Source organism: Flavobacterium saccharophilum, from assembly GCF_900142735.1.
Classification (GTDB): domain Bacteria; phylum Bacteroidota; class Bacteroidia; order Flavobacteriales; family Flavobacteriaceae; genus Flavobacterium; species Flavobacterium saccharophilum.
The window spans coordinates 1-14657 of the sequence record NZ_FRBY01000007.1 but is presented as its reverse complement, the minus strand read 5'-3'; the positions used below and the strand labels follow the sequence as shown (position 1 = coordinate 14657).

The following is a 14657-nucleotide window of genomic DNA, read 5'->3' as shown; positions in this document are numbered from 1 at the left end:
AAAAATGTATTTTAATTGCTTACAACATTATTTTCAGGAGAAAGGTTTTGGTCAAAATCACTATCTTTTTCATAAACGTCCTGAAAGAAACTTACCTGACCAGCGTCGTTTACCCATGTTGTAAAATAAGTAATATAGATAGGAACTGAAGTCGGTAATTTAAAAGTAGTTTCTGCTGTTCCATCCATAGCCTGATCGATTTTTTCAGTGGTCCATTCCGGATAATCTTTCACCATTGCAATCGCTAGTTCTTTGGCATCACGTACATTAATACAACCGTGGCTAAAAGTTCTTTGTTCAAAATCAAACAAGGTTTTAGATGGAGTATCGTGCATGTAAATATCATCCGGATTTGGGAAAATAAATTTCACTAAACCTAATGAGTTATTCGGACCCGGTTTTTGTCTCACCATACCATTTACCATTTCCATATTGCGCTCTGCCAAATAGTTTGGGTCGGCAGCTATTTTCATTTTTAATTCATTTTCAACAATACTTTGCGGAACTGTCCAATAAGGGCTAAAAACCACTTTTTCAATTTTTCCACTAAAAATAGTTGTTTTAGTTAAAGGCGCACCAACAAAAACTTTTGATACCAGTTCTACTTTACCATTTTTTACATAAATCAACTCAAATGAAGGAACATTGACCATTACATATTCTGTGTCTGTTAATAAGGTTGGGTAAATCTCTTTACAACGCTCCATATTAATGGTAATTTTTTTAATTTTTTCCTGTATCGACTCGTTCATGTCTTTAATATTGGCTTCAGAAATAATGTAATTTGGTTTTAAACCGTTACGTACTTTATATTTCATTACACCTTCCATTAATTCCTGATCATAAAAATCACTTTTAGAGTCGTTTTGTAAATCTCCCATCACAAACAATCTGTTTCTGATTTGAGCAATTGTAGCTGATTTTGCATCAGGTCTAATATCTTTAAAAGGAGTTTCAACTGTTATTGTTTTCCAGGTATTGTCTCTTTCTATTTTTCTATATTTGTTTAGAACACTTTGAAGTTTGTTGTATTGATCAAATTTTACAATTTTATTATTGTTCTCCGCAACAGGTTTTGTCGTTGCAACAGCTGTTAAGGTATCAGCAGTTAATTTTTTCTTAGGCAATAACCATTCTGAATTTTTAACGGTTTCAATATCTACTCCTTCAAATGTATGGTGGGCATATATAATGTAAGCGGCACTTAATAACATGTCAGAATCCGTTTTTGAAGGTTTTTCGGTTGCTGTTTTATTAAAAATCTGGTCAATTTCATTTTTGTACGGAAATTCAAGAGGTACTTCAAAACTAGCAGTAGTTATTTTTGAATACAATAAAACTCCGTATTGAGTAATTTTTCCATTTTCAAACCAAATAGTTCCGTACGATCTGTCCTTGTATAAAGAGATCACATCGTTTTGGTATTTTTTTAGGTTAGTGTATTTTTTGAAAAAATCACTCAAAAGTTCACTATCAACTACATCATCATTTTGATTAGTAGAAAGGTAATTATGAGTTAATGTTTTCTTCTTCTCTAAATCATTTTTGTCCACGCTATTAAAAGAAGAAAGAAAGAAACTTGTAATTAAAATTGCGGTGATTGGAAATAATGTTTTCATTTTATTTTGAATTTTTACGTTATTGCTTGAATAAGTAAGTTTTGGTAAAAATTTGGGGCTTTTCTACGATGTAAAATTACTTTAGCATGCTGGAAAACACGTTGTTATATTTTATTTTAATGTTGCGAAATTGCCATGTCTTGTAGGTTTATATTCACTATATTTGATTAGTACTCAAATTGTTACCCTACTGGTCAAAAAAACTATTCTTTTTTTTGTTAACATAAAGCTATTGCAATGATCAAATATTAAAATATTTTGTAAATTGCTCCCTTAAAATTATCATATTCATAAAATGGAACAACAAATACCATATATTCCTAAAAATAAAGTAAGAATTGTCACCGCAGCCTCTCTTTTTGACGGGCACGATGCCGCGATTAATATTATGCGTCGTATTATCCAGTCAACGGGTGTCGAAGTGATTCATTTAGGTCACGACAGAAGCGTTGAAGAAGTGGTGAATACCGCCATTCAGGAAGATGCAAATGCCATTGCAATGACATCATATCAAGGTGGGCATAATGAATACTTTAAATATATGTATGACTTGCTTCACGAAAAAGGAGCGGGACATATCAAGATTTTTGGTGGAGGCGGAGGTGTAATCCTGCCAAGCGAAATTTCTGAATTACATGAATATGGTATTACCAGAATTTATTCTCCAGATGATGGCCGTTCTTTAGGTTTACAGGGAATGATTAATGATTTAGTACAACGTGCCGATTATCCAATTGGAGATAAACTAAATGGAGAAATTGATCATATTGAAAATAAAATTCCAACTGCAATTGCACGTTTAATTTCAGCAGCAGAAAACTTCCCTGAAATTGCAAAACCCGTTTTTGATCAGATTCATACCAATAATGCTGATTCTAAAATTCCTGTTTTGGGAATTACCGGAACAGGAGGAGCCGGAAAATCTTCTTTAGTTGACGAATTAGTTCGTCGTTTTTTAATTGACTTTCCAGAGAAAACTATCGGATTGATTTCTGTCGATCCATCAAAAAGAAAAACAGGAGGTGCTTTATTAGGAGACAGAATCCGAATGAATGCAATTAATAATCCTCGTGTTTATATGCGTTCCTTGGCAACTCGTCAATCTAATTTGGCTTTATCTAAATATGTTGCCGAAGCCATTCAGGTTCTAAAAGCTGCAAAATATGATTTAATTATTCTTGAAACTTCAGGAATTGGTCAGTCTGATACAGAGATTATGGACCATTCTGATGTATCCTTATATGTAATGACACCTGAGTTTGGAGCTGCAACACAATTAGAGAAAATCGACATGCTTGATTTTGCTGATTTGGTAGCTTTAAACAAGTTTGATAAAAGAGGTGCTTTAGACGCCATTCGTGACGTTAAAAAACAATACCAGCGCAATCATAATTTATGGGATAAAAATCCGGATGAAATGCCGGTTTTCGGAACTATTGCTTCGCAGTTTAATGATCCGGGAATGAACACGCTTTACAAAGCGATCATGGATAAAATTGTCGAAAAAACCGATTCAGATTTAAAATCGACTTTTGAGATTACGCGTGAAATGAGTGAGAAAATCTTCGTGATTCCGCCACACAGAACACGTTATTTATCTGAAATTGCAGAGAACAACAGAAGCTATGATGAAATTGCGCTGTCACAACAAAAAGTAGCACAGAAATTATATGGAATCTTCAAAACGATAGAATCGGTTTCGGGTAAAATTCCGGAAATCAATAAAGCTGGAATTGATGATGCAACTGTTTTGCCAGCCGGAATTCAGGAACACGATGAAAACAGAATTTTCTTAAACCTTTTACTAAATCAATTTGATAAAGTAAAAATGGATTTAGATCCGTACAATTGGGAAATTATCCTAAATTGGGATGAGAAAGTAAATAAATACAAAAACCCGGTTTATACCTTTAAGGTTCGTGATAAAGAAATTAAAATCGCGACACATACCGAGAGTTTATCACACCTGCAAATTCCGAAAATTGCTTTGCCTAAATATGAGGCCTGGGGGGATATTTTACGTTGGAGTTTACAGGAAAATGTTCCGGGTGAATTTCCTTTTGCTTCAGGATTATATCCTTTTAAAAGAGAAGGAGAAGATCCATCAAGAATGTTTGCAGGAGAAGGCGGACCGGAGAGAACAAATAAACGTTTTCATTATGTGAGCGCAGGATTGCCGGCAAAACGACTTTCGACTGCTTTTGACAGTGTGACTTTATACGGAAACGATCCCGATTTACGTCCGGATATTTACGGAAAAATTGGAAATGCAGGAGTTTCAATCTGTTGTTTAGATGATGCTAAAAAACTGTATTCCGGTTTTGATTTGGTTCATGCTTTAACATCAGTAAGTATGACGATCAACGGACCAGCACCGATGTTGTTAGGTTTCTTTATGAATGCCGCGATTGATCAGCAATGCGAGTATTATATTAAGGAGAATGATTTAGAAAAAGAAGTTGAAGCTAAAATCAACAAAATATACAAGGAAAAAGGAACGGAGCGTCCGAAATACCAAGGCGATTTACCGGAAGGAAACAATGGTTTAGGATTAATGCTTTTGGGTGTTACCGGAGACGAAGTTTTGCCTTTAGAAGTTTATAATGAAATAAAAGTTAAAACATTATCACAAGTTCGTGGTACTGTTCAGGCCGATATTTTAAAAGAAGATCAGGCGCAAAATACCTGTATTTTCTCAACTGAATTTGCACTTCGATTAATGGGTGACGTTCAGGAATATTTTATTACCAAAAACGTTCGTAATTTCTATTCGGTTTCGATTTCTGGATATCATATTGCAGAGGCGGGAGCGAACCCAATTACACAGTTGGCTTTCACACTTTCAAATGGTTTCACTTACGTGGAATACTATTTGAGCCGCGGAATGAGCATCAACGATTTTGGACCTAATTTATCGTTTTTCTTCTCGAATGGAGTAGATCCGGAATATTCAGTAATTGGTCGTGTGGCACGTAAAATTTGGGCGAAAGCCATGAAAAACAAATACGGAGCCAACGAAAGAGCACAAATGCTGAAATATCATATTCAGACTTCTGGTCGTTCATTACACGCTCAGGAAATTGATTTTAATGATATTAGAACGACTTTGCAGGCTTTGTATGCGATTTACGACAACTGTAATTCATTGCATACAAACGCTTACGATGAAGCAATTACAACACCAACAGAAGAGTCAGTGCGTCGTGCCATGGCGATTCAGTTGATTATCAATAAAGAATTAGGTTTGGCGAAAAATGAAAACCCAATTCAGGGATCGTTTATCATCGAAGAATTAACCGATTTAGTGGAAGCAGCTGTTTTACAGGAATTCGACAGAATTACAGAAAGAGGTGGCGTTTTGGGTGCTATGGAAACCATGTACCAACGTTCTAAAATTCAGGAAGAAAGTTTGTATTACGAAACCTTAAAACACAACGGAGATTTTCCAATTGTGGGTGTAAATACTTTCCTAAGTTCAAAAGGTTCTCCAACGGTAATTCCGGCAGAAGTAATTCGCGCCACCGAAGAAGAAAAACAATATCAAATTACAATGCTGGATAATTTGCACCAATTTCATGAAGCAAAAGTAAACGAGCATTTAAACAAATTACAGGAAGCTGCTATTAAAAACGAAAACTTATTCGACCATTTAATGGAAGCTACAAAAGTTTGCTCGTTGGGTCAGATTACTTCGGCTTTGTTTGAAGTGGGTGGGCAGTATAGAAGAAACATGTAATCTATTTGAAGAAAAAATACAAACAAAAAGCAGCTCTATTTTAGAGCTGCTTTTTGTTTGTACACAGATGTGCTATATATTTTTGATAGTTCTATTTCTTTTTAGCTGATACTTTAGATTTCCGTTTCAATCGCTCAATCAATGCATCGGCCTTTTCATTTTGAGAAATGAATCTTAACGATTCTGCATATCGGTAATAATACATTTGATCTAAATCGTATGTCATGGCAAATAACTCACCGTACCATTTTGCAGCTTTTTCCAGATTACAAATAGCGTAAGAAGAATTTCCTAGTTTCTGAAACAGATCTATAGATTTATAGCCTTTTGCGGCCACTTTTTCGTAAGTTTTGTTTACATCAACATAAGCGTATTTTTCGCCAGTTTTCTTGGTTACATAATTTTCATTTTGAGCAGAAAGCTTTAAACAAAAAAGAGTGAATGGTAACAAAATGGCTAGCTTTCTTTTCATATGCCTTTGATAATAAGTAACTTAATTGTACAAATGTATTTAAATCTATTGATTTTTGGTTGTTTTAACGGTTAAATGAAAATTTAACGGTCATAGTAACAGTTTGTTAAGACTAAATATCAAAACGTAAAAATCATATTATATTGTATCGTAAGAAAACAAAAAAAGCAGCTCGTAGGAAGAGCTGCTTTTAACTTTTTGGGCAAAAAGAGTGACTAGCGACGAAAACCAGGACTTTCGTTTACTGATTCGTCTAATGCAACTTTTTTTACTTTTTTAGCTACAACTTTAATTTCATGTTTGGCAACTTTACCGCTTTCTGTTACTTCTAAAACGTAAGTTCCGGCTGGAAAACCTTCTAAACTTATTGTTTTTGAAATCTCTAATTTGTCTGCAGCAGAATCTCCTGTGTAAAGCAAATTGTGATTTTCATCATAAATAGAAAAAACTGATTTTTCAACGGTGTGTAAAGTAAAACTAACTACTTTTCCGTTTCCGGTAATTATATTCAAAATATAATCTCCTTTTCCATCAATCGCGTAGGTAAAAATTGTTGTTAGAAATAAGGCTACAACCATGCCCATTTTGGTAAAATTTGTCATGTTTTTTTAAATTGTTTTTAAATTGTTTAATACTAAATAGTGGAACGGTAAAACTAACAAAAAAAATTAATTTTGTGCAAAAAAATGCCGTTTTCAAACGGATAAGTTGCTGAATTAAAGATGTTTCGACGTTTTTGTTAAAGTATGTACGTAAAAACTTAAGGATTGGATGTTTTTTTTAGCTATTTTTTAAAAGTGTAAAAATCAGACTTTTAAAATTATTAAGAATAGTTTTCCAAAAATAATTCTGAGCAGAAATTTTTCTAAAAATATGGCATAAAAAAACAGCTCTTTAACCACAAAGAGCTGTTCCTAAAACTTTTTAGTTTTTAAACTTTACTAACGATCTAACCTCATTTTTATACTGTATGTATAAACTTTTTAACGTGTTGCTACACTTGTATTTTTATTGTAGAAACCAGCTTTGTAAACTGATGAAACTGCTTTTTTTGACAAAACAGTAGCTTCATCAGTAATTGTAATTTCATGTTTTACTTTTTTCACATTATCTTCAACTTCTAAATAGTAAGTTCCTTCCGGAAATTCCTCTAAGCTAAAAGTTCTCAAAATTCCATCTTTACCTGAAGCATTTTCAGAATAAATTAGATTACCATCTTTGTCGTAAATAGACAAGCTTGCTTTTTTCACCTGATTAAGGGCAAATGTGATAAGCTTTCCATTTGTTTTTAAAACATGAAGATTAAAATCTTCATTCCCGTCGATTGCATAAGTACTCATTCCGGTGAAAAGTACAGCACATACTAAACTCAATTTTAAAATCTTTTTCATGGCATTAGTTTTAAATTAATAGTTCTAATTCTCTGATGCTAAATTACTTAAGTTATTGTGTTTTTCTCACAACTCTATTTTCCAATTTCGATGCTGTATTCTCATTTACGAAACCGTTATAGGTTAAAAGTTGAATTATTTTTATTGTTTTTGTTAATTCACTTATTATTTTTTAATGTTTTATTTAAATTAAGAGAGTGTAAATTTATCTGTAATTCTTACAAAAGTGACTTTTAAATTTAACCGCAAGGAACGCCAGGTTTTTACATATCAGGTGTTATACAGACGAAAAAGTTCGCAAAGCTTTATCAATAAAACTTTGCGAACTTTGCGGTTAAGTAGGAAACAAAAAAAACAGCTCAATAACCACAAAGAGCTGTTTATAAACAATCACGTTTTTACTTTACTAACTATCTAACCTCATTTTTATACTTTATGAGAGTATAAACTTTTTTAGCGTACTGCTACGCTTGTACTTTTTGCAGTTGAATCTGCTTTATAAACAGATGAAATTGCTTTTGATGATAAAACAGTAGCCTCATCAGTTATTGTAATTTCATGTCTCACTTTCTTTACGCTATCTTCTACTTCTAAGATGTATGTTCCTTCAGGAAATTCCTCAAAATTGAAGGTTCTTAAGATTCCATCTTTACCAGAAGCACTTTCATAATATAATACAGAACCATCTTTGTCATAAATAGTTAAATTTGCTTTCTTAACCTGGTTAAGCGCAAAAGTCACTAGTTTACCATCTCTTTTTAATACATGAAGATTAAAATCTTCATTCCCGTCGATTGCATAAGTACTCATTCCTGTGAAAAGTACTGCACATACTAAACTCAATTTTAAAATCTTTTTCATGGTATTAGTTTTTAAATTAATAGTTCTAATTCTCTGATGCTAAATTACTTCTGAAATCCATTTTTCAACACAACTCTATTTTCCAATTTCTATGCTATATTCTCATTTACGAAACCGTTATAGGTTAAAACTTGAATTATTTTTAGTGTTTTAGTAAAATAGCCGATTATTTTTCAACGTTTTGTGGTGTTTAAGAAAATGTAAAATTATCTGTTTCTTACAAAAAAGCTACTTTGAAGTTTAACCGCAAAGTGCACAAGGTTTTTTTATATACCGGATTTATACAGACACAAAGTTCGCAAAGCTTTGTGTTGATAAAGCTTTGCGAACTTTGTGTCTGTTATAAGTAAGCCGGAATAAAAACCTTTGCGCACTTTGCGGTTAAATTATTAAGTTAAAAGCAAAAAAAAAACAGCTCAATAACCACAAAGAGCTGTTTCTAAAACTTTACAGTTTTTAAACTTTACTAACTATCTAACCTCATTTTTATACTGTATGCGAGTATAAACTTTTTTAGCGTGTTGCTACGCTAGTATTTTTTGCAGTTGTATCTGCTTTATAAGATGATGAAATTGCTTTTGATGATAAAAAAGAGCCATCATCAGTTACTGTAATTTCATGTTTTACTTTTTTTACACTGTCTTCCACTTCTAAGATATAAGTTCCTGCTGGAAATTCTTCGAAACTGAAAGTTCTTAAGATTCCGTCTTTACCTGTAGCGTTCTCATAATAAAGTACTGAACCATCTTTATCATATATAGTAAGAGTTGCTTTTTTAACCTGGTTAAGAGCGAATGTTACTAATTTTCCGTTTCCTTTTAATACATGAAGAGTAAAATCTTCGTTACCATCAATTGCATAAGTGCTCATTCCTGTAAAAAGTACTGCACACACTAAACTTAATTTTAAAATCTTTTTCATAACCATTATTTCTTTAAATTATTAGTTCCTTTTTCTGATGCTAAATTACTTCAGTGGTAGATTTTTTTTCACAACTCTATTAGCCAATTTATATGCTATATTCTCATTTACGAAACCGTTATAGGTTAAAATTTGAATTATTAAAGGTATTTTGGTTAATTCAGTTGTTATTTTTCAATGTTTTTTTAATTTTTAACATTTTATAAATATTCTGTAATTCTTACAAAGAATACTGCATGCATATAAAAAACGGGAATAAAATGCGATATATTAAAAAAATCACGGATAAAAATAGGAGTCTTGAAAAAAAAGGTAAAATAGTGAAATTTTTGTGGTTTAACGCAAAGGAAAAATTATGATAAATTATCAATTACGAAACCGTTATAGGTTAAAATTTGAAGTATTTTAGGTGTTTTTGTTAATTTTGCTATTATTATTTAAAGATTTTATCATGAAGACAATAGCCCCAGCTCTTGAAGTGATATCAAACTCATACGGAAGTTCTTTTACCTACACTAAACACGCCGAAAAGACCAATAGCAAAGCTCATTTATGGCATTATCATCCTGAAATTGAGTTGGTTTATATAAACGGTGGGGCAGGGAAAAGACAAATAGGAAGTCACGTTTCTTACTATACGAATGGTAGTTTGATGCTTATAGGTGCAAATTTGCCTCATTGTGGTTTTACAAATGAGCTGACAGGAAATATAAACGAGACAGTTATTCATATCAAACCTGAATTTTTAGGCAGCGACTTTTTTAGTGCTCCGGAGATGAGAAGGGTTCAAAATGTCCTTACACAGTCTAAAGGAGGAATTGCTTTTGGAGGGAAAACTAAAAAGCAAATTGGCGATAAAATAGAAAAGATGGAAAAACAACTTCCATTTGAACGTTTATTGACCCTCTTAAGTATTTTAGACGAGCTTGAGGCATCAGAAGAATACACCATTCTTAATGCAGATGGTTTCTCACTCGAACTGAACACGCAGGATAATGACAGAATGAAGATGATCTTTAATTTTGTGAAAGATAATTTTCAGGAATCAATTGCTATCGATGAGGTTTCAAGCATGGTTAGTATGACAACACCTTCATTTTGCAGGTATTTCAAGAAAGTTTCGAACAAAACATTTACCGAATTTGTGAATGAATATCGTTTGGTCCATGCGTCAAAACTCTTAGCAGAGAAACCAATAAGTATAAACGAGGTTTGTTACGAAAGTGGTTTTAATAATTTTAGTCATTTTAGTAAATCATTTAAGCATTATACTGGTGTAAGTGCATCTCAATATCGTCAGGAGCATAAAATTATAATTAGCTAATATAAATAACATACTTATATTGAAAGCCATTCGCTACAAACGAATGGTTTTTTTTTGCCACAAATTTCACAAATTTCCACGAATTTATTTCTTTAGAGTTTGTGCTTAAAATTTGAACTATTTGAAATATATTTTAAAAATTAAACTCATTTTAATCATTGGAAATTCGTGTAATTTATGCTAAACCTTATCACAACAATAATAAAAATTAATTCGTGAATTTCTGGTAGCCTTTTATCACAAACACAATAAAAATTAATTCGTGGAAATTTGTGTAATTCGTAGCAAACCTGATCACAACAATAAAAAGAATTAATTCGTGAATTCGTGGCAAACCTTTTTATCACAAACAACGAGTCGGATTTTTCATATAATTTACTGGGAAAAAAGTATATTTACAATCCCTAATCAAAAAAATACCAATATGAAAAACTTTAAAATTTTAGTATTTACAGCTTTTTTATGCGTTTCGTCTCTGAGTTATGCTGCAAAAGTTGATACTTTACAAATTGCCAGTACAGCTATGAGCAAAACCTACAAAGCTGCAGTTGTATTGCCAAACTCTTATACAAAAAGTAAAACGGCTTATCCGGTAATGTATCTGCTTCATGGTGCTTACGGACACTTCAGTGATTGGTTAAAAAATACACCCAATAAAAAACTAGTTCAGGGATTGTCTGATCAATATAATATGATCATTGTGATGCCTGAAGGTGAAACTTTTAGTTTTTATCTGGATAGTCCGGTAAACAAGGAGAGTCAGTTTGAAACTTTTATTACCCAGGAAGTGATTCAGAAAGTAGATAAAACATACAGAACCATTAACAATAGAAATGGAAGGGTAATCACCGGACTTTCGATGGGAGGTCACGGTGCGCTTTATTTATCGGCCAAACATCCTGATCTTTTTTGCGCTGCAGGAAGTATGAGTGGGGCAGTAGATATGAGTACAATGCTGAATCGCGAATCATCAGCTCAGGTGGTTAAATTAATGCAGCCTGTATTTGGAGATAAAAGTGATAGTTCTGAAATGTATGCAAAATATGCTGTTATGAACATGCTGGATAAAATCAAAGAAAATAAGTTGCCGTTGATTATTGACTGTGGTGTTGATGATTTTTTAATAGAACCAAATCGTGAATTGCACCGCAGATTGGTTTATAATAAAGTAGAGCACGATTATACGGAACGTCCTGGTGCCCATACGTGGGATTATTGGGATAATTCATTGCCTTATCACGCTTTATTTTTCAGTAAAATATTGTTTAAAAGTAAAACAACCAAATAACAACCTTTAGTTATTTGGAACGAATTAACTTAATATAATGTTATCTTTTTGAGATATCTGTAAAAATCAGGGGCTTATTTTTTGTTTTTAACAAATCATAAGCCCTGATTTTTTATTTTCTCTAAATTTTAAAATTTGAAAATACTATTTTTCCTATTGTTTGATTCCATTCATCGATTATTTCGGAATGATATCGATTATATCTGGTTCTGAGTAAGCTGAATTATGTTATTAATTAATTTTAACAAATGTTTTTCACCCCTCATCGTTTGTGTCAGAATTTATTTCTGAGGGTTTCTTCTTTTTAAAAGATTTTTTTTGATTTTGTACTTCAGAATTTTTTGAAGATGGTTATTATTTTCATGTAATTCCCAAATCTGTAAACTTTACCGTTTCACTAATTAATGGTATTCTAAATACTATTATTATGAAAAAAACTATTTTTTATCAGATGAAGATTGCACATGAATTTTGCAAAATCTTTTGTTCTTCAATTTATTTAATTTTCTCAAATTTTAATTTGACGGAAATATTCAAGTATAAGAAACATCAATTTTACCTGATTGTGTTTTTTATGCTATCTGCTTTCCATTCTAATCTGTATTCCCAGGCGGTTTCCGGAGCAGCTGTACAGGCTAATTTTGGTATCGATGCTGATGTTTATGCGAACAAAGAGCAGTTTTTAGTTCCCCCAACGACTTCAGGCATTTATGATGACTGGTTTTATAGTGCTGCTTTTGCCACTGGAACTGGAGAAAATGTGATCGATCAGACCAATGCAGCAAGTCTAAAAACTTCAATTCAGGCAAACAATAATTTTACATTCGAAAAAAGAATGTCAAAACCCAAAAATACCACTGTTGGTAATTTTTTGTGGATAGATGCTGTATATGGTCGTGATGGAAATTCTACACAAAGTAACAATGATTCTAATGTTTTTTCAGGTAATTCTAATAAAAACGGAGACAATCCCGCTACATGGGCTTTAGGAGTTGGAAGTATACCTCAAAAAGATGATATCGTAGATGTGTATGGTTACTTAAAAAGAGATGTATCTCCGTTGGCCTTAGCTACAAATCCCAATGGGATTTTATGGGGATATGGCGGGGCATCTAAAATATCCTCTGACGGGAATTCGCATTTTGATTTTGAATTTTTCAGAACAGAAGTTAGCTATAACGGAAGCGCTTTAATTGGTACAGGTGGTCAGTCGGGGCATACAGCCTGGACTTTTGACGCAACTGGAAAAATTCTCGTTCCGGGAGATATAATAGTTGCTGTTGATTTTGAAAATGGAGGTACAAAACCAATTGCAAGTGTAAGGGTTTGGATATCGAATGCAGATAGAGCTGCTTTTAATTCAAAACCAAACAGACCTTTTGATCTTACCGGTGTTTATGACCAGGGTAATGGTGCACCTCCTTATGGATATGCAGAGATAAACGCAAAAGGTGGAGGAATAAATGGAGACATTTTTGCAGTTGTTAATGTAACAGCTCCGACTCTGGGACCACCTTGGGGAACCTTAAGAGGTTCACAGGCTTCTTTTCAAAATGATTATGAAGCTTTGCAATTTGCTGAGTTCGGAATTAATTTGACTGCTTTAGGGTTAGATAGCCGAAATATTAATCAAAGTGCTTGTTCGAATTTATTAGGATCTCTGTTAGTAAAAACAAGATCATCTTCGTCCTTTACTTCAGAATTAAAAGATTTTTCCGGGCCATTTTTATTCGGAAATATTACCGATGTAGCGGTAGTGGGAAATGTTAGTAATCCACTAACCTGTACTAATCCTAATGCTACTTTAACAGCTACACCAACACCTTTAAATGCTACTGTTAAATGGTACGGTCCATCACCAGATGGTATCGCCGATGGACCACTTTTAGATGGAATTGCACCGGTTGTATCCGTTAAAGGGATTTATACCGTTTATGCTTTTACCAATTTAGAAGGTTGTTTTGCTAAAAAAACGGTTACGGTTATTGAGGATAAGGAACTACCGAATGTTAATGCGGGAGATGATAAGGCATTAACGTGTTTAGTCACCTCCATACAATTGTCGGGATCATCGAGCACACCTAATGCTACTTTTTTATGGACCACATTGGATGGAAATATTGTTTCAAATGAGACTACTCTGACACCAACAATAGATAAGGCCGGGACTTATACCTTAACAGTTACTAATCCGTTAAATGGATGTCAGAAAGCGGACACGGTAGTTATTACAATGACGCCGCCAACACCTATTGTTATAGTTTGCCCTCCGGATAACATAAAAAGTTCCTGTGATTATGTCGATCAGGCAGCTGTAGATGCAGCCTTTGAAATATTTAAACAAGGCTTTACAGTTTCAGGCGGGGATGGTACTTTAACACCTTCGGGATTAGAAAACCTAACAGCTCCACTTTTATGTGGCGGATCTGTAACTGTAAATTACAGTGTTACTGATGCTTGTGGTCAACAAAAATCTTGTTCTGCAACTTTCACGATTACCGCTCCTGCAGCTGTAGTTCCGCAATCACCAGATCCTGTAAACGCATCTGCTTGTGCTTATGCGGATCAGGCTGCTTTGGATGCTGCATTTGAAACTTTCAAATCAGGTTTTGGAGTAAGCGGAGGTTGTGATGCCAAAGGGGAATTCATAGGAAATCCTGTGGCACCAACTTTATGTACAGGCGGAACGGTTAGTGTTAGTTACAAAATAACCGACAAATGTTATAGTGAAACAATCACCAAAGACTTTATCATTACCGCTCCTGCAGCTGTAGTTCCACAATCACCAGATCCAGTAAACGCATCAGCTTGTGCTTATGCTGACCAGGCTGCTTTGGATGCTGCATTTGAAACTTTCAAATTAGGTTTTGGCGTAAGCGGCGGTTGTGATGCTAAAGGGGAATTCATAGGAAATCCTATGGCACCAACTTTATGCGCAGGCGGTACAGTAAGTGTTAGTTACAAAATAACCGACAAATGTTATAGTGAAACAATCACCAAAGACTTTATCATTACCGCTCCTGCAGCTGTAGTTCCACAATCACC

At 33.5% G+C, this 14657-nt stretch carries 9 protein-coding genes and 1 pseudogene; 4 read left to right on the top strand and 6 right to left on the bottom strand.

What is annotated here, in order from left to right:
* Positions 1–11: 11 nt before the first annotated feature.
* The gene (locus tag BUA98_RS20530) at positions 12–1619 is read right to left on the bottom strand and encodes a L,D-transpeptidase family protein (RefSeq protein WP_072975604.1); all 1608 of its coding nucleotides are present in this window, start codon (positions 1617–1619) and stop codon (positions 12–14) included.
* A 295-nt stretch (positions 1620–1914) separates the two neighbouring features.
* Between BUA98_RS20530 and BUA98_RS20525 the strand changes: the two genes are divergently transcribed.
* Positions 1915–5355 carry a methylmalonyl-CoA mutase family protein gene (locus BUA98_RS20525; RefSeq protein WP_072975602.1) on the top strand — a complete coding sequence of 1147 codons (3441 nt, stop codon included), beginning with the start codon at positions 1915–1917 and terminating at the stop codon, positions 5353–5355.
* 91 nt (positions 5356–5446) lie between these two features.
* Here BUA98_RS20525 and BUA98_RS20520 read toward each other — a convergent pair whose 3' ends face one another.
* The 5 genes from BUA98_RS20520 to BUA98_RS20500 all read right to left on the bottom strand — a co-directional run bounded on the left by BUA98_RS20520 (position 5447) and on the right by BUA98_RS20500 (position 9000).
* Positions 5447–5827 (bottom strand): flagellar motor protein MotB, encoded by a 381-nt coding sequence (locus tag BUA98_RS20520; protein WP_072975600.1) that lies wholly within the window; start codon positions 5825–5827, stop codon positions 5447–5449.
* A gap of 215 nt (positions 5828–6042) precedes the next feature.
* The gene (locus tag BUA98_RS20515; RefSeq protein WP_072975598.1) at positions 6043–6429 is read right to left on the bottom strand and encodes a secretion protein; all 387 of its coding nucleotides are present in this window, start codon (positions 6427–6429) and stop codon (positions 6043–6045) included.
* A 381-nt stretch (positions 6430–6810) separates the two neighbouring features.
* Positions 6811–7218 carry a DUF3244 domain-containing protein gene (locus tag BUA98_RS20510; protein ID WP_072975597.1) on the bottom strand — a complete coding sequence of 136 codons (408 nt, stop codon included), beginning with the start codon at positions 7216–7218 and terminating at the stop codon, positions 6811–6813.
* A 453-nt stretch (positions 7219–7671) separates the two neighbouring features.
* Positions 7672–8079, bottom strand: coding sequence for a secretion protein (locus BUA98_RS20505; protein WP_072975595.1), 408 nt, complete (start codon positions 8077–8079; stop codon positions 7672–7674).
* Between the two features lie 513 nt (positions 8080–8592).
* Positions 8593–9000 carry a secretion protein gene (locus BUA98_RS20500; protein ID WP_072976039.1) on the bottom strand — a complete coding sequence of 136 codons (408 nt, stop codon included), beginning with the start codon at positions 8998–9000 and terminating at the stop codon, positions 8593–8595.
* 451 nt (positions 9001–9451) lie between these two features.
* Between BUA98_RS20500 and BUA98_RS20495 the strand changes: the two genes are divergently transcribed.
* From BUA98_RS20495 to BUA98_RS20485, 3 genes and pseudogenes are all read left to right on the top strand, one after another.
* Positions 9452–10324 carry an AraC family transcriptional regulator gene (locus tag BUA98_RS20495; protein ID WP_072975593.1) on the top strand — a complete coding sequence of 291 codons (873 nt, stop codon included), beginning with the start codon at positions 9452–9454 and terminating at the stop codon, positions 10322–10324.
* Positions 10325–10748: 424 nt separating this feature from the next.
* Positions 10749–11612 carry an alpha/beta hydrolase gene (locus tag BUA98_RS20490; RefSeq protein WP_072975591.1) on the top strand — a complete coding sequence of 288 codons (864 nt, stop codon included), beginning with the start codon at positions 10749–10751 and terminating at the stop codon, positions 11610–11612.
* A 574-nt stretch (positions 11613–12186) separates the two neighbouring features.
* Positions 12187–14657, top strand: a pseudogene (locus BUA98_RS20485) (hypothetical protein); the annotation flags it as partial.

What these genes read in the sequence shown, in the direction of transcription:
- BUA98_RS20515 (WP_072975598.1), bottom strand. Translation starts at nt 6,429, where the DNA reads ATGACAAATTTTACCAAAATGGGCATGGTTGTAGCCTTATTTCTAACA.
- BUA98_RS20530 (WP_072975604.1), bottom strand. Translation starts at nt 1,619, where the DNA reads ATGAAAACATTATTTCCAATCACCGCAATTTTAATTACAAGTTTCTTT.
- BUA98_RS20525 (WP_072975602.1), top strand. Translation starts at nt 1,915, where the DNA reads ATGGAACAACAAATACCATATATTCCTAAAAATAAAGTAAGAATTGTC.
- BUA98_RS20500 (WP_072976039.1), bottom strand. Translation starts at nt 9,000, where the DNA reads ATGAAAAAGATTTTAAAATTAAGTTTAGTGTGTGCAGTACTTTTTACA.
- BUA98_RS20520 (WP_072975600.1), bottom strand. Translation starts at nt 5,827, where the DNA reads ATGAAAAGAAAGCTAGCCATTTTGTTACCATTCACTCTTTTTTGTTTA.
- BUA98_RS20505 (WP_072975595.1), bottom strand. Translation starts at nt 8,079, where the DNA reads ATGAAAAAGATTTTAAAATTGAGTTTAGTATGTGCAGTACTTTTCACA.
- BUA98_RS20490 (WP_072975591.1), top strand. Translation starts at nt 10,749, where the DNA reads ATGAAAAACTTTAAAATTTTAGTATTTACAGCTTTTTTATGCGTTTCG.
- BUA98_RS20495 (WP_072975593.1), top strand. Translation starts at nt 9,452, where the DNA reads ATGAAGACAATAGCCCCAGCTCTTGAAGTGATATCAAACTCATACGGA.
- BUA98_RS20510 (WP_072975597.1), bottom strand. Translation starts at nt 7,218, where the DNA reads ATGAAAAAGATTTTAAAATTGAGTTTAGTATGTGCTGTACTTTTCACC.